The sequence below is a fragment of the Pseudomonas sp. GW704-F2 genome (genome assembly GCF_059423025.1).
Map to the genome: position 1 here is coordinate 117,078 of NZ_JBWKXO010000018.1, position 18,736 is coordinate 135,813.

16 protein-coding genes are annotated in these 18,736 nt (G+C 61.6%); 9 read left to right on the forward strand and 7 right to left on the reverse strand.

The annotated features are described in order from the left end of the window. Positions 1 to 4: 4 nt before the first annotated feature. The gene (mfd, locus tag AC07W0_RS17050; RefSeq protein WP_026140243.1) at positions 5 to 3,454 is read right to left on the reverse strand and encodes a transcription-repair coupling factor; all 3,450 of its coding nucleotides are present in this window, start codon (positions 3,452 to 3,454) and stop codon (positions 5 to 7) included. A gap of 340 nt (positions 3,455 to 3,794) precedes the next feature. On the opposite strand from mfd, the gene AC07W0_RS17055 reads away from it, so the two are divergent. From AC07W0_RS17055 to sthA, 3 genes are all read left to right on the forward strand, one after another. Next, on the forward strand, positions 3,795 to 5,258 hold the full coding sequence (locus AC07W0_RS17055; protein WP_026140244.1) for a glyceraldehyde-3-phosphate dehydrogenase: 1,464 nt from the start codon (positions 3,795 to 3,797) through the stop codon (positions 5,256 to 5,258). A 287-nt stretch (positions 5,259 to 5,545) separates the two neighbouring features. After that, positions 5,546 to 6,556, forward strand: a complete 1,011-nt coding sequence (locus AC07W0_RS17060; RefSeq protein ID WP_017848784.1) for an FAD:protein FMN transferase — start codon at positions 5,546 to 5,548, stop codon at positions 6,554 to 6,556. Between the two features lie 188 nt (positions 6,557 to 6,744). Further along, the gene (gene sthA / locus AC07W0_RS17065) at positions 6,745 to 8,139 is read left to right on the forward strand and encodes a Si-specific NAD(P)(+) transhydrogenase (RefSeq protein ID WP_017848785.1); all 1,395 of its coding nucleotides are present in this window, start codon (positions 6,745 to 6,747) and stop codon (positions 8,137 to 8,139) included. A 42-nt stretch (positions 8,140 to 8,181) separates the two neighbouring features. Here sthA and AC07W0_RS17070 read toward each other — a convergent pair whose 3' ends face one another. Continuing rightward, positions 8,182 to 8,904 carry a glycerophosphodiester phosphodiesterase gene (locus AC07W0_RS17070; RefSeq protein ID WP_017848786.1) on the reverse strand — a complete coding sequence of 241 codons (723 nt, stop codon included), beginning with the start codon at positions 8,902 to 8,904 and terminating at the stop codon, positions 8,182 to 8,184. A 44-nt stretch (positions 8,905 to 8,948) separates the two neighbouring features. Continuing rightward, complete coding sequence (locus tag AC07W0_RS17075) at positions 8,949 to 9,533, reverse strand: PilZ domain-containing protein (protein WP_046490432.1); 585 nt, start codon at positions 9,531 to 9,533, stop codon at positions 8,949 to 8,951. Between the two features lie 94 nt (positions 9,534 to 9,627). On the opposite strand from AC07W0_RS17075, the gene AC07W0_RS17080 reads away from it, so the two are divergent. Genes AC07W0_RS17080 through AC07W0_RS17090 form a run of 3 tightly spaced genes read left to right on the forward strand, consistent with a single transcriptional unit; the run spans position 9,628 to position 12,874 of the window. Next, positions 9,628 to 10,878 carry a lipoprotein-releasing ABC transporter permease subunit gene (locus AC07W0_RS17080; RefSeq protein WP_046490435.1) on the forward strand — a complete coding sequence of 417 codons (1,251 nt, stop codon included), beginning with the start codon at positions 9,628 to 9,630 and terminating at the stop codon, positions 10,876 to 10,878. A gap of 7 nt (positions 10,879 to 10,885) precedes the next feature. Then, positions 10,886 to 11,569: a lipoprotein-releasing ABC transporter ATP-binding protein LolD gene (gene lolD, locus AC07W0_RS17085; RefSeq protein WP_017477213.1), complete on the forward strand. Its 684-nt coding sequence runs from the start codon at positions 10,886 to 10,888 to the stop codon at positions 11,567 to 11,569. A 60-nt stretch (positions 11,570 to 11,629) separates the two neighbouring features. Further along, positions 11,630 to 12,874, forward strand: coding sequence for a lipoprotein-releasing ABC transporter permease subunit (locus AC07W0_RS17090; RefSeq protein ID WP_017848789.1), 1,245 nt, complete (start codon positions 11,630 to 11,632; stop codon positions 12,872 to 12,874). 56 nt (positions 12,875 to 12,930) lie between these two features. On the opposite strand, the gene AC07W0_RS17095 is transcribed toward AC07W0_RS17090, so the two are convergent. Then, entirely contained in the window at positions 12,931 to 14,334 is a 1,404-nt protein-coding gene (locus tag AC07W0_RS17095) for a heavy metal sensor histidine kinase (protein ID WP_102617710.1), read from the reverse strand. Next, on the reverse strand, positions 14,331 to 15,011 hold the full coding sequence (locus AC07W0_RS17100) for a heavy metal response regulator transcription factor (RefSeq protein WP_017848791.1): 681 nt from the start codon (positions 15,009 to 15,011) through the stop codon (positions 14,331 to 14,333). Before AC07W0_RS17100 ends, AC07W0_RS17095 begins: the two co-directional genes overlap by 4 nt. A gap of 156 nt (positions 15,012 to 15,167) precedes the next feature. Between AC07W0_RS17100 and copI the strand changes: the two genes are divergently transcribed. Further along, positions 15,168 to 15,698 carry a copper-resistant cuproprotein CopI gene (copI, locus tag AC07W0_RS17105; RefSeq protein WP_102617708.1) on the forward strand — a complete coding sequence of 177 codons (531 nt, stop codon included), beginning with the start codon at positions 15,168 to 15,170 and terminating at the stop codon, positions 15,696 to 15,698. A gap of 95 nt (positions 15,699 to 15,793) precedes the next feature. After that, positions 15,794 to 16,624, forward strand: a complete 831-nt coding sequence (gene queF / locus AC07W0_RS17110) for an NADPH-dependent 7-cyano-7-deazaguanine reductase QueF (protein ID WP_046490437.1) — start codon at positions 15,794 to 15,796, stop codon at positions 16,622 to 16,624. 136 nt (positions 16,625 to 16,760) lie between these two features. On the opposite strand, the gene AC07W0_RS17115 is transcribed toward queF, so the two are convergent. Next, entirely contained in the window at positions 16,761 to 17,027 is a 267-nt protein-coding gene (locus tag AC07W0_RS17115) for a DUF4404 family protein (protein ID WP_017848895.1), read from the reverse strand. A 110-nt stretch (positions 17,028 to 17,137) separates the two neighbouring features. Further along, complete coding sequence (gene pcrP, locus AC07W0_RS17120; protein WP_017848894.1) at positions 17,138 to 17,746, reverse strand: HAD superfamily inactivated hydrolase PcrP; 609 nt, start codon at positions 17,744 to 17,746, stop codon at positions 17,138 to 17,140. A 238-nt stretch (positions 17,747 to 17,984) separates the two neighbouring features. On the opposite strand from pcrP, the gene AC07W0_RS17125 reads away from it, so the two are divergent. Next, the gene (locus AC07W0_RS17125; RefSeq protein ID WP_370737570.1) at positions 17,985 to 18,623 is read left to right on the forward strand and encodes an MlaA family lipoprotein; all 639 of its coding nucleotides are present in this window, start codon (positions 17,985 to 17,987) and stop codon (positions 18,621 to 18,623) included. The last annotated feature ends 113 nt before the right edge of the window (positions 18,624 to 18,736 follow it).

An 18,736-nucleotide genomic window follows, 5' to 3' on the forward strand; every position in this document is an offset into this window, starting at 1 on the left:
TCCTTCAAACAGATTTCGGGATGAGGCGCTCAAACAGCGCCTCCAAGGTATTGAAGCGTTCTTCGGCACGTTCCATCGGCACCATGAACTTGAACAGCGTAGCCCCTTCGAACTTGTACCGGTTGGGCTGGCCCTGGATCAGCTTGATCAGCACCAACGGGTCCACCGGCGTCTGCGCTTCGAACTCGATGCGCCCGCCCTGCGGCCCGGCATCGACCTTCTTGATCCCCAGTTGCTCGGCCTGCAATTTGAGCAGGGTCAGGCGCACCAGGTTCTTGGTCGGTTCCGGCAACAGGCCGAAGCGATCGATCATCTCCACCTGCAGGTCTTTGAGGCCTTCTTCGTCGGTGGCCGAGGCGATGCGCTTGTACAGGATCAGTCGCGCGTGGACATCCGGCAGGTAGTCTTCGGGGATCAATGCCGGCAAGCGCAGGTTGATCTCCGGACCGCCGCCCAGGGGTTGGTCGAGGTTCGGTTGCTCGCCCTTGCGGATGGCTTTCACCGCGCGTTCGAGCATCTCCATATATAAGGTGAAGCCCACGGCCTGGATCTGCCCGCTCTGGCCGTCGCCGAGCAGTTCGCCGGCGCCACGGATTTCCAGGTCGTTGGTGGCCAGCACAAAGCCGGCGCCCAGGTCCTGGGTGTTGGCGATGGCTTCCAGGCGTTTTTCCGCGTCGCCGGTGATTTGCTGGCGCGGTGGCGTCAGCAGGTAGGCGTAGGCCTGGTGGTGACTGCGTCCGACGCGGCCGCGCAGTTGATGCAGTTGTGCCAGGCCGAACTTGTCGGCGCGCTCGATGATGATGGTGTTGGCGCTCGGCACGTCGATGCCGGTCTCGATGATGGTCGAGGCGATCAGCACGTTGAAGCGCTTGTGGTAGAAGTCGCTCATCACCTGTTCGAGGTCGCGCTCGCGCATTTGCCCGTGGCCGATGGCGATGCGTGCTTCCGGCACCAGTGCGGCGAGGTCGGCGGCGCATTTCTCGATGGTTTTCACATCGTTGTGCAGGTAATACACCTGCCCGCCGCGCAGCAATTCGCGCAGCAGCGCTTCCTTGACCGTGCTGTTGTTCTGCTCCATCACGAAGGTGCGTACCGACAGGCGCCGCGCCGGTGGAGTGGCGATGATCGACAGGTCGCGCATGCCCGACACCGCCATGTTCAGCGTGCGCGGAATCGGCGTGGCGGTGAGGGTCAGAATGTCGACCTCGCTGCGCAGGGCCTTGAGCTGTTCTTTCTGACGCACCCCGAAGCGGTGTTCTTCGTCGATGATCACCAGGCCCAGGTTCTTGATCTTCACATCGTCCGACAGCAGCTTGTGGGTGCCGATCACGATGTCGATCTTGCCCTCCGCCAGGTCGGCGACGGCGGCGTTCACTTCCTTGGCGGATTTGAAGCGGCTCATCACTTCCACGGTCACCGGCCAGTCGGCAAAGCGGTCGCGAAAGCTGTTGTAGTGCTGCTGGGCGAGCAGGGTGGTCGGCACCAGGATCGCCACTTGCTTGCCGCCATGCACCGCGATGAAGGCTGCGCGCATCGCCACTTCGGTCTTGCCGAAGCCTACGTCGCCGCACACCAGGCGGTCCATCGGCTTGGGCGCGAGCATGTCGGCGCGCACCGCTTCGATGGTGGTTTGCTGGTCCGGGGTTTCTTCGAAGGCAAAGCCGGCGCTGAACGTGGCGTAGTCGGCTTTCGGGTCGGCGAACGCATAACCCTCGCGGGCGGCGCGACGGGCATAGATGTCGAGCAGCTCGGCGGCGACGTCGCGCACCTGTTCGGCGGCCTTGCGCTTGGCTTTCTGCCAGGTCTCGGAACCCAGGCGGTGCAACGGCGCCAGGGCGTCGTCGCTGCCGGTGTAGCGGGCGATCAGGTGCAGGTTGGCCACCGGCACATACAGCTTGGCGCCTTCGGCGTATTCCATGGTGAGGAATTCGGCGGCCTGGTTGTCGATTTCCAGCGTTTGCAGGCCCAGGTAGCGGCCGACACCGTGGTCAATATGCACCACCGGCGCGCCTTCGCGCAGTTCGGTGAGGTTTTTGATCACCGCGTCGTTGTTGGCGTCGGCGCGTTTTTCGCGGCGACGGCGCTGCATCACCCGTTGCCCGAACAGCGGGCTTTCGGCGATCAGCGCCAGGGCCGGATCGTCCAGCAACAGGCCTTCATCCAGCGGCGCAATGGTGATCGCCAGGCGCTCTTTGCCGGCGACGAAGTCCGGCCAGCTGTCGACGGTTTTCGGGCGCAGCTTCAGGCGTTCCAGCAGCTCCAGCAGCACTTCGCGGCGCCCGGCCGATTCGGCGGTAAACAGCACGCGCCCGGCGAAATCGCCGAGGAAGTTGGACAGCGCTTCGAGCGGCTGGCTGGCCTTGGCTTCAATCGCCAGGTTCGGCAGGTTTTGCGCGGGGAAGCGCGTGCGGCCGCTGCCTGCGTCCACATCCTCTTGGCTGGCGACCACGCGCGGCCAGTTTTTCAGGCGGGCGAAGCAGTCTTCCACCGGCAGGAACAGTTCAGCCGGCGGTAATAAAGGACGGGACGGATCGACGCGACGCTCTTCATAGCGGTTGCGCACGTCGCTCCAGAAGTTTTCCGCCGCCTGCTCGATGCCCGGCAGCGAGAACACCTGGGTGTCCTGGGGCAGGTAGTCGAACAGGGTGGAGGTTTCGTCGAAGAACAGCGGCAGGTAGTACTCGATACCGGCGGGGGTAATCCCGCTGCTCAAGTCCTGGAAGATCGGGCAGCGGCGGAAGTCGACGTCGAAGCGTTCGCGAAAGCGCGCCTTGAAACGCGTCACCGCGTCTTTCTGCAGCGGGAATTCCCGTGCCGGCAGCAGTTTGATCGACTCGACTTTGTCGATGGAGCGCTGGTTTTCCGGATCGAAGGTGCGCAGGGTCTCGATTTCGTCATCGAACAGGTCGATGCGGTACGGCAACTTGCTGCCCATCGGGAACAGGTCGATCAGCGCACCGCGCACCGCGAATTCGCCGTGCTCGTACACCGTGTCGACGCAGCGGTAGCCGCTGGCTTCCAGGCGTGTACGCATTTGCTCCACGTCGAGCTTCTGGCCGATATCCAGCACCAGGCTGCTGCCCAGCAGGAACTTGGTCGGCGCCAGGCGGTGCAGCGCCGTGGTGATCGGCACCACCAGCACGCCGTGGACCAGTTCCGGCAGGCGGTACAGGCTGGCGATGCGCTGGGAAATGATGTCCTGGTGCGGCGAGAACAGGTCGTAGGGCAGGGTTTCCCAGTCGGGAAAATGCAGCACCGGCAAATCGGGGGCGAAGAAGCTCAGCTCCTGCTCCAGCCGTTCGGCGCTTTGGCTGTCGGCGGTAAGCAGCAGGGTAAAGCGCTTGGCTGCGCTGGCAGCCTCGGCGATGGCCAGGCTCAGGGCGGCACCGGGCAAATTGCCCCAGTGCTGTTTACCTGCCGCGGCAGGGAGTTGCGGTAGACGCAGAACGGGCACGGAAGGTTGAGCTCCAAGCGTTGCGACAAAGTCGGTAATTGTAACGGCCCGAGGTGCCGCCTGTCAGTTGCTGACTGAGCCTATTACGGTTTGCGGGAAATGTGGTGGCTAAGACAAACAATGGCGCGTTTTGACTCAATATGTAGTGCCAAAATGCATATAGTTTTCGGAGGGTTACGGACAAGTCGTGCTGCCCGCTCCACTAGTGGCCTTCTGGAACCCGCGTATTTACTGGGCTGCAGCGAGGTGGCTTTTTTGGGTAAGCGCGTTTTGTTGTAGGACGCGCATTGCTCCGGGGGCGGCCGGACGGCATAATGTAGCCCCTTTTTTCAGCCCCTACATGTGGAAGGTTCCCGTGACTCAGAAGCCCGACCAGTGTCTTGGTGAATGGATCGACCGTGAAGCACTCGCTGAAGCGATGATCCCGCTTATCGGTCAGCTGTACCGCAATAACAATGTGGTGAGCTCGATCTATGGCCGCAGTCTGATCAACCAGTCAGTCATCGCGATTCTCAAGGCGCATCGCTTTGCTCGCCATCGTTCGACCAACGACAGCGAACTCTCCGTCCACGAAACATTCCCTCTGCTCAAAGCCATGAGCGAGCTCAAGCTCGGCGCGGCTTCGGTAGACCTGGGCAAGTTGGCCGCCAAGTTCCGCGCTGAAGCCAACGGCCGTTCCGTCGAGCAATTCGTGCGTGAAGAAATGGCCGACGTGGTCGGCAAGCAGAACGCCTCCGCCCGTAAAGGCACTGACGTTGTGCTCTACGGCTTCGGTCGCATCGGCCGCCTGCTGGCACGCATCCTGATCGGTAAAACCGGTGGCGGCGACGGCCTGCGCCTGCGCGCCATCGTGGTACGCAAGGGCGCCGAGAACGACCTGGCCAAGCGCGCGAGCCTCTTGCGTCGCGACTCGGTACACGGTCCGTTCAACGGCACCATCGTCATCGACGAAGAAAACAACACCATCACCGCCAACGGTAACCTGATCCAGGTGATCTACGCGAAGAACCCGACCGAGGTGGATTACACCCAGTACGGCATCAAGGACGCCCTGCTGGTGGATAACACCGGCGTATGGCGCGACGCCGAAGGCCTGGGCCAGCACCTGACCTGCCCGGGCGTTGCCCGCGTTGTCCTGACCGCGCCTGGCAAAGGCAAGCTGAAGAACATCGTTCACGGCATCAACCACATGGAAATCACCGCTGACGACAAGATCGTGTCCGCCGCTTCCTGCACCACCAACGCCATCGTGCCGGTGCTGAAGGCAGTCAATGACAAGTTCGGCATCATCAACGGCCACGTCGAAACCGTTCACTCGTACACCAACGACCAGAACCTGATCGACAACTTCCACAAGGGCAATCGCCGTGGTCGCAGCGCCGCGCTGAACATGGTGATCACCGAGACCGGTGCCGCCACCGCTGCCGCCAAGGCCCTGCCTGAGCTGGCCGGCAAGCTGACCGGTAACGCGATCCGCGTACCGACGCCTAACGTGTCGATGGCCATTCTCAACCTGAACCTTGAGAAAGCCGCTACCCGCGACGAGATGAACGAGTACCTGCGCTACATGGCGCTGCACTCCGATCTGCATAAGCAAATCGACTTCGTCAACTCCCAGGAAGTGGTCTCCACCGACTTCGTTGGCTCGCGCCACGCCGGTGTGGTGGACGCGGAAGCGACCATTACCCAGGACAACCGTGTTGTGCTGTACGTGTGGTACGACAACGAGTTCGGCTACAGCTGCCAGGTCGTTCGCGTGATGGAAGACATGGCTGGGGTCAACCCGCCTGCATTCCCGCGCTAAGCGTCCAGGTTGAATGAAAAAGCCCCGACTGGTTCGGGGCTTTTTTCTGTCTGTGGGTTTTGGGTGTGTGGGAGGCATCGCGCGCAAGCCCGCGCCTACAGGGGAATGCATTTTTTCAGGCGATACGCCGTCAACTGTGGCCGGCCAAGGTGGGACGATCCGCCTCATTGGTGAGCGCCGGGAGCGCGAACATCAGCCATAAACAGATAACGGCATGCCGCATAATGGGCGGTCCTGCCAGGGTGTACGCCTGCGGGTTAATTCACTTTTCGACGGCGATCAGGTTTATGGGCAATCTGCGACAGATAGCGATGGTGTGCGGTTTTGCGGCGCTGGCCGGCTGTGGCGGCGATACGCTGGAGCAGTTTGGGGGGCCGACCATGGGCAGCACCTATTCGATCCAGTATGTCAGAAGCTCGACGGCACCTACGCCGAAAGAGCTGCAGCGCCAGGTGGAAAAAATCCTGGGGGATGTCGACCGACAGCTGTCGACCTACCGCAGCGACTCGGATATCGAGCGTTTCAACAATCTGCCGGCCAATAGCTGCCAGCCGATGCCCGCGCCGGTGCTGCAACTGGTGCGTACCGGCGAGCAACTGTCCCAGGCCAGCGCGGGTGCGTTCGACCTGACGGTGGAACCGCTGCTGAACCTGTGGGGGTTCGGGCCCCAGGCCCGGCAACTCAAGGTGCCGGACGCCGCGACGCTGGCCGAGGTGCGTCAACGGGTCGGTCACCAGCATCTGCGCATCGACGGCGAGCAACTGTGCAAGGACGCCGCCGTCGAGGTCGACTTCAACAGCATTGCTGCCGGTTACGCGGTGGATCGTATCGCCGAGCTGTTGAGCGGTCTGGGTATCCATCACTACCTCGCCGAAGCCACCGGCGAACTCAAGGCTGCCGGCCACAAACCGGATGGTTCGCCCTGGCGCGTCGCGCTGGAAGAGCCTCGCGATGACCAGCAGGTCGCCGAAAAAATCATCCGTGTAGACGGCTTTGGTGTGTCCACATCGGGTGACTATCGTAATTATTTCCAGCAGGGTGGTCGGCGCTATTCCCACACCCTGGATGCGCGGACCGGCGCGCCGATTACCCATCAACTGGCATCGGTGACAGTGTTGCACCCGTCGGCGCTGATGGCCGATGGACTGTCGACGTTGCTGTTGATCCTTGGGCCGGAGCAAGGCTGGGATTACGCCGAACAGCACCAGATCGCCGCGTTTTTTGTGCAGCGCGAGGGGGATGTTTTCGTCACTCGCAGTAATCAGGCGTTCGAACAGATGACGGCGCTGAAACCGTAATCCACGTTGTGTAGTAAAGGCAAAACTGGCCTACGACGCGACCAAGGGTTAATGTGCGCGGCGTTGAGCCTTATATAGACTGTGCCCGGGTTCACACACTTGAGCCAAATTGTCCTTCATGACCGCTGGCCGCGGCATGATTTAGCCAGGCGTCAAACCGCGCGCCTGGCCTGTTCTGAGGAGTACGCATGGCTGTCTACAACTACGACGTGGTAGTACTGGGTTCCGGCCCGGCTGGAGAAGGTGCGGCGATGAACGCCGCGAAGGCAGGGCGCAAGGTGGCAATGGTCGATAGCCGTCGCCAGGTCGGCGGAAACTGCACCCACCTGGGTACCATCCCGTCCAAGGCCTTGCGTCACTCAGTGCGCCAGATCATGCAGTTCAATACCAATCCGATGTTCCGGGCCATTGGCGAGCCGCGTTGGTTTTCGTTCCCGGACGTGCTCAAAAGCGCGGAAAAAGTCATCGCCAAGCAGGTGGCGTCGCGGACCGGCTACTACGCCCGTAACCGTGTCGACCTGTTCTTCGGCACCGGCAGCTTCGCCGACGAGCAAACCGTCGAAGTGGTCTGCTCCAACGGTGTGGTCGAGAAGCTGGTGGCCAAGCACATCATCATCGCTACCGGGTCGCGCCCGTATCGCCCGGTGGATATCGATTTCCTCCACCCGCGTATCTACGATAGCGACACCATCCTCAGCCTGGGCCATACCCCGCGCAAACTGATCATCTATGGCGCCGGCGTGATCGGCTGCGAATACGCCTCGATCTTCAGCGGCCTGGGGGTGCTGGTAGAGCTGGTGGACAACCGTGAGCAGTTGCTGAGCTTCCTTGACTCGGAAATTTCCCAGGCGTTGAGTTATCACTTCAGCAACAACAACATCACTGTGCGCCACAACGAAGAGTACGAGCGCGTCGAAGGCCTGGACAACGGTGTGATCCTGCACCTCAAGTCCGGCAAGAAGATCAAGGCCGACGCCTTGCTGTGGTGCAACGGTCGTACCGGCAACACCGACAAGCTGGGCATGGAAAATGTCGGGGTCAAGGTCAACAACCGTGGCCAGATCGAAGTGGACGAGAACTATCGCACCTGCGTGTCGAATATCTACGGTGCTGGCGACGTGATCGGCTGGCCAAGCCTGGCCAGCGCCGCCCATGACCAGGGCCGTTCGGCCGCCGGCAGTATTGTCGACAATGGCAGCTGGCGCTATGTGAACGACGTGCCGACCGGGATCTACACGATTCCGGAGATCAGCTCGATCGGTAAGAACGAACACGAACTGACCAAGGCCAAGGTGCCTTATGAAGTGGGCAAGGCGTTCTTCAAGAGCATGGCGCGTGCGCAGATCGCCGGCGAGCCGCAAGGCATGCTGAAGATTCTGTTCCACCGTGAAACCCTGGAGGTCCTCGGCGTGCATTGCTTCGGCTACCAGGCTTCGGAGATCGTCCACATCGGCCAGGCCATCATGAACCAGCCGGGCGAGCAAAATACCCTCAAGTATTTCGTCAACACCACGTTCAACTACCCAACCATGGCGGAAGCCTATCGGGTCGCGGCCTACGACGGCCTCAACCGGCTTTTTTGAGCGGCTCCGGCCGGTGGCCTGAGCCGGCCGGGGAGACCGATTTCAGTAATTCTCGAGCGTGGCAGTGGCCAAACCGGGAAAGTCTGTAATCAGGCTATCTACGCCGAAGTCGGCGAGCCTGCGCATCAGCGCAGGTTCGTTGACTGTCCACACCGACACGTGCAATCCCTGGCGCTGGGCTTTTTCCAGACGCTCGGGGGTACACAACGTCCAGTTCAACGCCAGAAACTCGCAGCCATAGTTTTGCGCGACCTTCAGCGGGTCGAGCCAGGCGTATTCGGCCACCAGCCCGCGCGACAGGTCCGGGGTGAGTTCCACCGCCGCTTTCAATACTTCCCGTGAGCTTGAGGTCACTGTGACCTTGTCCATGAGGCCGAAGCGCACGGCCATTTCCCGGATCGCCAGCACGGTGGTCGCGGCGCGGGTGCGCGAGGCGCTTTTGACTTCCAGTTGCCAGTGATCGAAGTCGCACTTTTCGAACAGCTCTTCCAGGCGCGGGATCGGGCAGGGGTTGATCCAGCCGGGGCCGCCTTTGCGGGCGTCCATCTTCACCAGGTCTGCCGCCGAATACTCGACGACTTTGCCGCGCCGGTCGGCGGTGCGCTTGAGGGTCGGGTCGTGGATGACCATCAGTTCGCCGTCCATGGACAGGTGCAAATCCAATTCGCAACGGCGTACACCGTGCTTGAGGCACTGCTGGAAGCTGGTCAGGGTGTTTTCTGGTGCTTCGCCTTTGGCACCGCGGTGGCCGTAGATCAGGGTCACAGTTGCTCCTTTGCGCCAGGTCGTCTGGCGGGGTGAATACGAATTCAGGTGTCTTTGGCGTCGCTCTGTTCCCGCGCCAGGCGCCGTTGCTGCGCCTGTTTCTGCAGGATGTAGCGCGCCAGCAGTTGGCGTTGGGCGTCGGTCATCGATTCGAATTCCGTGCCAATGGCAAAAGCGCCGCCCTTGGCATCGCAATGGGTGACCCGCGCCCGTAACAGCAGGCCCAGCGCCTGGGGCATCAGCACCAGCTTGACCGCCAGGTGGGCGTCGAGTGCCAGGGGCGTCGGGTGCTGGAAGTCGATGCCGCCTTCGGAAATGATCACCGGCTGCGGTGCGCCGACTTCGTCCAGCAGCCCGCGCGCCATGATCTGGCTGAGCAGATCCAGGCGTTTGTTCTGGATTCGGAGGAGGGCGGCCAGGCTGCGATCTTTCTCGCTGAGCTGGCGCAACAGGTGTTGGGCTTCGAATTCGCTCAGGTGCAGTTCACTGAGTAGATTGAATAGCGGCGAATCATCCAGCAACACTTCCTTGCTCGCCGCTTCGGGGGCGGACAGGCTTTTGATTTGAAGTGCGATCATGTCGTCGATACGGTAGTATTCGCGGCGTTCTTCTTCATCTAATGTCGACATGGCGAACCCAAAGTAGCGGTAATGGTCTGAGTGTAAAGCTGCTTACCAGACCCCGCCACCGGGACGTCTTCTTTTCCTCCGAACAAGCCCCGACATGTTCAGACCTCTCTTCGTATTTATTGGCACGCGTTATACCCGTGCAAAGCGTCGCAATCATTTTGTGTCGTTCATTTCCTTGACCTCGATGATCGGTCTCGCCCTTGGCGTGGTCGTGATGATCGTGGTGTTGTCGGTGATGAACGGCTTCGATCATGAGATGCGTACCCGCGTGCTGGGCATGGTGCCCCACGCGACCATCGAGTCGGGTGAACCGATCAGCGACTGGCAAAGCCTGGCCGACAAGGTCAAGCAGAACCCCAAGGTCGTGGCCGTGGCGCCGTTCACCCAGATGCAAGGGTTGCTGACCCATGACGGCAAGGTGCAGAAAATCCTGCTCAATGCCATCGACCCGGTCCAGGAGCGCAAGGTCTCGATCATCGACAAGTTCATGCTGCAGGGCAAACTCGACGACCTGGCGCCCGGCAGCTTCGGTATCGTCATCGGCGACAAGGCCGCGGCCAAGCTCGGCGTGGGCATCGGCGACAAGCTGACCTTCGTCGCCCCGGAAGTCACTGTGACCCCGGCCGGCATGTTCCCGCGCATGAAGCGCTTTACCGTGGTCGGCACCTTCCACGTCGGCGCTGGCGAGATCGACGGCTACCTCGGCCTGACCAACCTCACCGACCTGGCGCGTCTGCATCGCTGGAAGCCGGACCAGGTGCAGGGCCTGCGCCTGAAGTTCAACGACTTGTTCGACGCCCCGCGCGGCGCCTGGGAAATCGCCCAGCACCTGGGTGAAAACCAGTACTACGCCCGCGACTGGACCCGTACCCACGGCAACCTGTACCAGGCCATCCGCATGGAAAAAGCCATGATCGGCCTGCTGTTGCTGCTGATCGTCGCCGTCGCGGCCTTCAACATCATCTCCACCCTGGTGATGGTGGTGAACGACAAGAAGGGCGACATCGCCATCCTGCGCACCCTGGGCGCCACGCCGGGGCAGATCATGGCGATCTTCATGGTGCAGGGCACGGTGATCGGCGTGGTCGGCACCTTGATCGGCACCGCGCTGGGCATTCTGGCTGCGCTCAACGTCAGCGCTGCCATCGCCGGCCTCGAAACCCTGATCGGCCACAAGTTTCTCAATGCCGACGTCTACTTTATCGATTACTTGCCGTCCCAGGTTCAGGCCCAGGACGTGCTGATGGTGGGCGGCGCTGCGTTGGTCCTGAGTTTCCTTGCCACCCTGTATCCAGCCTGGCGCGCGGCACGTACCCAGCCAGCACAGGCCTTACGTTATGAGTGAATCGGGCATGAGTGAAAAAGCAATCCTGAGCTGCCGCAACCTGGGCAAGTCCTACGAGGAAGGTCCGGAATCGGTGGTGGTGTTGTCCAACCTGCAACTTGAGCTGCACCCCGGCGAGCGCGTGGCGATCGTCGGCAGTTCCGGTTCCGGCAAAAGTACCTTGCTCAACCTGTTGGGCGGCCTCGATACGCCGTCCCAGGGCAGCGTGTGGCTGGCCGGCGAAGAACTCTCGGCCCTCGGCGAAAAGGCCCGCGGCCAACTGCGCAACCGTTCGTTGGGTTTCGTGTACCAGTTCCACCACCTGTTGCCGGAGTTCACCGCCCTGGAAAACGTGTGCATGCCGCTGCTGATCGGCAAGACCGCGATCCCAGAGGCGCGCCAGCGTGCCAAGGCTTTGCTGGAGCGCGTTGGCCTCGGCCATCGCCTGGAGCACAAACCGGCCGAATTGTCCGGCGGTGAGCGCCAGCGTGTGGCGATTGCCCGCGCCCTGGTGAACAACCCGGGCCTGGTGATGCTCGACGAGCCGACCGGCAACCTCGATTCCCACACCGCCCAGGGCATCAAGGACTTGATGCTCGAACTGAGCACCCAGATGCGTACCGCGTTCCTGGTGGTGACCCATGACATGAGCATGGCCCGGCAGATGGACCGCGTGCTGCACCTGCAGGAAGGTCATCTGGTCGCCATCTGACCTGTTTCAAGCCCGGTGCATGACGCCGGGTTTTTTCATTTTTTCAGGCGGTGCAAGCGAATGTTCAGACCGTTATCGATTTTCATCGGCACGCGCTATACCCGCGCCAAGCGCCGCAACCGTTTTGTTTCGTTTATCTCGATGACCTCGATGATCGGCCTCGCCCTGGGCGTGCTGGCGATGATCGTGGTGTTGTCGGTGATGAATGGCTTTCAACGCGAAATGAGCTCGCGCATCCTCGGCATGGTGCCTCACGCCACCATCGTCGGCGTGAACCCGATCGACAACTGGCAGCCGGTGGCCGCGGCGGCGATGAAGAATCCCGAAGTGACCGCCGCAGTACCGTTCACGCAGATGGACGGTATGTTCTCCTACAAGGGCGCGATGCAGCCGATCGAGATCAGCGGCGTCGACCCGGCCCAGGAAGGCAAGGTGTCGATCGTGGCCCAGCATATCGTCCAGGGCAAACTGGAAGACTTGAAACCCGGCGAGTTCGGCGTGGTGGTCGGTGAAATCACTGCGCGGCGCTTTCGCCTGAACGTGGGCGACAAGCTGACCCTGATCGTCCCGGAAATCAGCAGTGCGCCGGGTGGCATCACCCCGCGCATGCAGCGATTGAACGTGGTCGGTATCTTCAAGGTCGGCGCCGAGCTGGACGGTTCGATGGCGTTGATCCATATGGCCGACGCGGCAGAAATTCAGCATTGGCAGCCGAACCAGGTGCAGAGCGTGCGCCTGGCGGTGAAGGACTTGTACGCGGCGCCCAAGGTCTCGGCGGACATCGCCGCCAGCCTCGGTGCGGCCTACAAGGCGGATGACTGGACCCACACCCAGGGCAGCCTGTTCAGCGCGATGAAGATGGAAAAAACCATGATCGGCCTGCTGTTGCTGATGATCGTCGCGGTGGCGGCGTTCAACATCATCGCCACGTTGATCATGGTGGTGAACGACAAGGGCGCGGACATCGCGATCCTGCGGACCATCGGCGCCACGCCACGGCAGATCATGGCGATCTTCATGGTGCAGGGCACGGTGATCGGTATCGTCGGCACCCTGATCGGCGGTGTGCTGGGCGTGATTGCGGCGCTGAACGTCAGTGAACTGGTGGGTTGGCTGGAGCGCGTGACCGGGCAGCATATCTTCAGTTCGGACGTGTACTTCGTCAGCAACCTGCCCTCGCAATTGCAGGGTGGGGATGTGCTGCTGATCTGCTCGGCCGGGTTTGTGTTGAGCTTTTTGGCCACGGTTTACCCGGCGTATCGGGCGGCGAAGATCGAGCCGGCGCATGCCCTCAGGTATTCGTAGGATTTAAGACCGCTATCGGGAGCAAGCCCCTCCCACATTTTGATCTGTGAATACATTCAAAATGTGGGAGGGAGCTTGCTCCCGATAGCGCCGGCACAGCTTGCATCAACCCCCCCTGGCAACTCGATCACAAACCGCGTCCACCCCGGCTCAGACTCGCAATAAATCCGCCCGCCATGCGCCCGCACAATCGACTGGGTAATCGCCAGCCCCAGCCCTGCGTGTTCACTGCTGCCTTCATGCCGCGCCGGGTCGGCCCGGTAGAAGCGGTCGAACAACCGCGGTAACACCTCCGCCGGAATGCCTTCGCCGCTGTTCTCCACTGTCAGTGTCACGCCTTGTGCGCCCTGCGCCAGATGCACCCGCACTTCGCCGCCCGCGGGCGTAAAGCGCAGCGCGTTATCCAGCAGGTTCGACAATGCCCGACGCAACATGCCGCGATCGCCGGTTGTGTGAGCCATACCCTCGCGCACCAGGCTGACGTGTGCGTCTTCCGCCAGCAAGACGAAGAACTCCAGCAGTGCGTCCACTTCATCCGCGAGCTTCAACGGTTCGCGCGTGGGCGCCAACAGCCCGTGATCGGCCTTGGCCAGGTACAACATGTCGTTCACCAGTTGCGCCATCCACTGCAACTCTTCCAGGTTGCTGTGCAGCGCCTCGCGGTAATCCTCCAGCGGGCGCGGCTGGGTGAGGATGACTTGGGTGTGGGTCAACAGGTTCGACAGAGGCGTGCGCAGTTCGTGGGCGATATCGGCGGAGAACGCCGAGAGGCGCTGGAACGCGTCGTCCAGTCGGCCCAGCATGGCGTTGAAGGCCTGGGCCAGTTCCGCCAGTTCCACCGGCATGCCCTGCTCGGGCAAACGCTGGGTCAGGGAGTGGGCCGACACGCTGGCGGCCACTTCGCCCATGCGCCGCAACGGTCGCAGCCCGCTGCGCGCCGCCCAGGCGCCGAGCAGCGCGGTGGCCAGGGCCGAGAGGCTGACTGTGAGCCAGATCAAATGCTGCATGCGCTGCAGGAAGTGCTGATGGTGGGTGATGTCGAGCATCAGGCTCAGTTGCGGCGAGTCGGGTTGGCCCGGCCTTAGCGGCGCGTTGTACACGCGGTAGTCGGTGCCGGCGTTCTGCAGGCTGTGCAGGCCGGGTGACTCGGGCAGGGCAATGGCCGGCGCGCCGTCAAACCAGCGCTGGCCGGCGGCGGTGATGCGTACTGTGAGGTCGGGCTGGCGATTGAGCTCGGCACGCAGTTGCGCTTCGCGCTGGGCGAATAGCTGCGGTGAGTCGACGCCCTGCAAGGTGCTGCGCAGCGCCACCAGTTTGCTTTCGAGCAGTTGCTGGTCCAGCTCGACAAAATGCGCCTCGCTGGCCCGGTTGAACAGCACGCCGGCGAGCAACGAGACCACCGCGGTGCAAGCTGCAAACAGCAGGGCCAGGCGACTGGTCAGGGACAGGCGATTGATCAACTGCATCGCTCCTCCAGCACATAACCCATGCCGCGCACGGTGTGGATGAGTTTATTGGGGAAGTTGTCGTCGACTTTCAGGCGCAGGCGGCGGATCGCCACTTCGATGATGTTGGTGTCGCTGTCAAAGTTCATGTCCCACACCTGGGACGCGATCAGCGACTTGGGCAGTACTTCGCCCTGGCGCCGCAGCAGCAGTTCGAGCAGGGCGAACTCCTTGGCGGTGAGGTCGATGCGCTGGCCGTCGCGCTCGACGCGGCGGCGGATCAGGTCCAGGCGCAGGTCGGCCAGTTGCAGGGTGGTTTCCTGCGGTGCGCTGCTGCCACGGCGCAACAGGCTGCGCACCCGCGCAAGCAGTTCGGAGAAGGCGAACGGCTTGACCAGATAATCGTCGGCGCCCAGTTCCAGGCCGTGTACGCGGTCTTCCACAGCGTCGCGGGCGGTGAGAAACAGCACCGGGATGTCGAGGCCGGCGCTGCGCACGGCCTGTAGGATCTGCCAACCATTGCGACCGGGCAGCATCACATCGAGGATCAGCAGGTCGTAATCGCCGGTCAGCGCCAAGTGCTGGCCGCTGGTGCCGTCGGCCACCAGCTCGGTGGTAAAACCGGCTTCGGTCAGGCCTTGGCGCAGGTAATGGCCGGTTTTGGGTTGGTCTTCGACGATCAGCAGTTTCATGGGCAGCTCTTGGCGGCGGGTCACGTCAGGCTTTATACCGTGGTGGCCAGGGGAGGGGCGCAACCTGACAAAGTTGTAATCTAGCAGTCAGCTGGCTGGCAGCGCTGCAATCTTAGAGTGGTCCTCAGACTGATCCCACACCTTTGGAGAATTGAGATGGCATTGCGTACCCCCTTGTTGTTGGCGGGCTGCCTGTTGGCGTTGAGTGTCGGAGCAATGGCCGGCACGGCCCACACCTATGCGTTCGGCCAGCCGGCATCTGCTGATAAGGCCACGCGCACCGTGGAAGTGGTGCTGCAGGATATGTCCTTTTCGCCCAAGTCCCTGGACGTAAAGGCCGGTGAGACTGTGCGCTTTGTGCTGGTCAACAAAGGCCAGTTGCTCCATGAGTTCAACCTGGGCGATGCGGCCATGCATGCGGAGCATCAGAAGCAAATGATGCAGATGCAGGCCAGCGGCATGCTGAACGCCACCGGCATGGGCAAGATGGACCACGGCGCCATGGAGCACGGCGATATGGGCAATATGGGCGGGATGAAGCACGATGACCCCAACAGTGTTCTGGTCGGACCGGGTAAAACCGCTGAGTTGACCTGGACCTTCAGCAAAGCCACCGGGTTGGAGTTTGCCTGCAATATTCCCGGGCACTACCAGGCGGGCATGGTCGGCAAGATCAACGTCGATTGAGCCGCTGCGGCAACTGACGGTGTCGATGCGGCGGTTGTTAGAGGCGGGGGCAAAGGCTGGTAGACTGGTGGGGTTAATTTAGCCAGGTTTCCGCCATGCATCCCGCAGCCGAACATTCGCCGCTGGGCAAGTCCAGTGAATACATCTCCACCTACACCCCTTCGTTGCTGTTCCCGATTCCGCGCGCCGCGAAATGGGCCGAGCTGGGCCTGAGCGCCGAGACCCTGCCGTACACGGGCGTGGATTTCTGGAACTGCTTCGAACTGTCCTGGCTGCTGCCGTCGGGCAAGCCGGTGGTGGCCATCGGTGAATTCAGCATTGCGGCCGACTCGCCGAATATCATCGAGTCCAAGTCCTTCAAGCTGTACCTCAACTCGCTGAACCAGACTGTGTTTGCCGATACGCAAAGTCTGGAGGCGACGTTGCGCACCGACCTCAGCGCTGCTGCCGGCAAGCCGGTGGGCGTGCGCGTGCGCAGCCTGGCCGAGGTTGAAGCCGAAGGCGTGGTGGCGTTGCCGGGAGTGTGCATCGATGACCTGGATATCAGCGTCAGCAACTACGAACATCCGCGTCCGGAACTGCTGCGTTGCGATGACTCGCGCATTGTCGAGGAGAGCGTGTACAGCCACCTGCTCAAATCCAACTGCCCGGTCACCAGCCAGCCCGACTGGGGCAGCGTGGCCGTGCAATACCGCGGCGCACAGCTGGATCACGCCAGCCTGTTGGAGTATCTGGTGAGCTTTCGCCAGCACTCGGACTTCCATGAGCAGTGCGTGGAGCGGATCTTCCTGGACTTGCAGCGCCTGCTGAAGCCGGAGAAGTTGACGGTATATGCGCGGTATGTGCGGCGGGGTGGGTTGGATATCAACCCGTATCGCAGTACTGAGGCGGTGCCGTTCCAGAACCTGCGCCTGGCGCGCCAGTAACCTTTACACAAACCAAAATGTGGGAGGGGGCTTGCCCCCGATAGCGGAGTGTCAGTCACAGTCTCTGTGCCTGACCCACTGCAATCGGGGGCAAGCCCCCTCCCACATTGGGTTCTGTGCTTGGTTTGGGCGCGGGTTAAATGCCGATGTTGCCCAGGGTGATCACGATATTGCGCAGCGTCCCGGCAATGCCCGGATGGTCTAACTCGAAACCTTCTACCGCCCGGTTCACATCGTCTACGATGCTGGGCGGCTGGGTGGCCGGTTCCAGTTCAAGTTGTACTTCAAACTTGGCCAGCAAGGCTTCCAGCGCTTCACGTTTTTCGGGTGGCAGCGGTGGTTCCTGATTCAGTTGCTCGCGCAGGATATTGACCTGTTCTTGCAGTTTTTCGCGGGCAGGCATGGTGTTGTTCCTTTTATCGATAGGCACTGGCATAGACCACGGCACGCCGAGAAAGGTCTACGAGAGGAGCTGTAGATTAATCTACCGGCGCCGTCTGTGCATGATCTCAATCAGGGCTTTTCGCCTTTGAGCTGGCGCAGGCTGATGTCTGCCAGGCAGGTGCCGAGCTCGCCGAGGTGATCGATTACCGAATGCACCCCCAGCCCATACAACGCCACGGTGGCCTTGCCGCGTTTGTATTCGCGTTGTTGGTCGGTCAGTGCCTGCCATTGCTCGGGCGCCAGGCCGCACAGCGAACCGCAGGACGCCAGGCCGATAGTCCACAGCCCGGCATTCAGGCCCGATTGCAGCAGGCGCGGCTCACCGCTGACCAGCACGCAGCCTTCCAGGCGTTCGATGTTCAATTCCATCAAGGCTTGCCAGCATGCATGAGGGGCAGGCCAGCGGATGGAAGAGGGCGATGCGGCCTTGAGCCAATCGGGCAGCGCAGCGGCCAGCGGGGTCGTCACCGAGGGCGGCAGTTCATCCAGCCAGGCGCAGGGCACGCCTTGTTCCTGGAGGCTGCGCAGGACCTTCAACGCACCTGGCGTGGCTTCGGCGTGCGGGGAGGGTGAATCGGTACGCGCCTGGGAACCGAAATCGACCAGGCAGCCACTCAGGCCGAACAACACGGCGGTCAAGGTGGGGGCAGTGGCGACGGCAATCTCGGCGTGAGGCATTTCGACATCCTTGAAATAGCTGTGACGCTATCGGAGTGGCGTGACAAGCCCATGACACTTTGTAGGGTTTTTGTACATTCTCTGTATGTCGTTTCTTAGCATCTGCCCAAAAAGGACACTTCCGTCATATACTGGCGCCTTATTCAGGGCATAGCGCCCATGACAGACTATTCAAGGAGCAAAAGCTATGCGCTGGAGCCACTACTTCGCTCAGTTTTCGGTGTGTGCCGTTATCCTGATGGCCCCTTTCGCCGCACAGGCCGCGTCGGAAGATGATCCATGGGAAAGCATCAACCGCCCGATCTTCACCTTCAACGACACCGTTGATACCTACGCCCTCAAACCATTGGCCCAAGGCTATCAGTTTGTGACCCCGCAATTCGTGCAGGACGGCGTGCACAACTTCTTCCGCAATATCGGCGATGTCGGCAACCTGGCCAACAACGTGTTGCAACTCAAGCCACACGCGGCCGGCGTGGACACTGCCCGCCTGTTGATGAACACCACCTTCGGCGTGCTGGGCTTTATCGACGTCGGCACCAAAATGGGGCTGCAACGCAGCGATGAAGACTTCGGCCAAACCCTCGGTTACTGGGGTGTCGGCAGCGGTCCTTACGTGATGCTGCCGCTGCTGGGCCCAAGCACCCTGCGCGACGCGCCGTCCAAATACGTGGACAGCTACACCCAACCGTACCGCTACATGAACGACATCGGCTGGCGCAACAGCACCTTCGGCCTGAACATCGTCGACACCCGTGCCAGCCTGCTCGACAGCGAGAAGTTGATCACCGGCGACAAGTACACCTTCATCCGCAACGCCTACCTGCAGAACCGCGAGTTCAAGGTCAAGGACGGCAAGGTTGTCGACGACTTCTAGGTCGAGACCTCTTGAAACGAAAAAAGGCGACCATGTCAGGCTGTGTGAAAACCTAGCAATTTGCCGCTCGGTTTAAGAAAATGCCCGTATCGCAAGATACGGGCATTTTTCTT

Excerpts from the sequence above, each read along its gene's own strand:
- AC07W0_RS17075 (WP_046490432.1), bottom strand. The coding sequence starts at position 9,533 with ATGTCGACATTAGATGAAGAAGAACGCCGCGAATACTACCGTATCGAC.
- AC07W0_RS17090 (WP_017848789.1), top strand. The coding sequence starts at position 11,630 with ATGTTCAGACCGTTATCGATTTTCATCGGCACGCGCTATACCCGCGCC.
- queF (WP_046490437.1), top strand. The coding sequence starts at position 15,794 with ATGCATCCCGCAGCCGAACATTCGCCGCTGGGCAAGTCCAGTGAATAC.
- AC07W0_RS17060 (WP_017848784.1), top strand. The coding sequence starts at position 5,546 with ATGGGCAATCTGCGACAGATAGCGATGGTGTGCGGTTTTGCGGCGCTG.
- AC07W0_RS17100 (WP_017848791.1), bottom strand. The coding sequence starts at position 15,011 with ATGAAACTGCTGATCGTCGAAGACCAACCCAAAACCGGCCATTACCTG.
- sthA (WP_017848785.1), top strand. The coding sequence starts at position 6,745 with ATGGCTGTCTACAACTACGACGTGGTAGTACTGGGTTCCGGCCCGGCT.
- AC07W0_RS17055 (WP_026140244.1), top strand. The coding sequence starts at position 3,795 with ATGTGGAAGGTTCCCGTGACTCAGAAGCCCGACCAGTGTCTTGGTGAA.
- AC07W0_RS17080 (WP_046490435.1), top strand. The coding sequence starts at position 9,628 with ATGTTCAGACCTCTCTTCGTATTTATTGGCACGCGTTATACCCGTGCA.
- pcrP (WP_017848894.1), bottom strand. The coding sequence starts at position 17,746 with ATGCCTCACGCCGAGATTGCCGTCGCCACTGCCCCCACCTTGACCGCC.
- AC07W0_RS17125 (WP_370737570.1), top strand. The coding sequence starts at position 17,985 with ATGGCCCCTTTCGCCGCACAGGCCGCGTCGGAAGATGATCCATGGGAA.
- copI (WP_102617708.1), top strand. The coding sequence starts at position 15,168 with ATGGCATTGCGTACCCCCTTGTTGTTGGCGGGCTGCCTGTTGGCGTTG.
- lolD (WP_017477213.1), top strand. The coding sequence starts at position 10,886 with ATGAGTGAAAAAGCAATCCTGAGCTGCCGCAACCTGGGCAAGTCCTAC.
- AC07W0_RS17115 (WP_017848895.1), bottom strand. The coding sequence starts at position 17,027 with ATGCCTGCCCGCGAAAAACTGCAAGAACAGGTCAATATCCTGCGCGAG.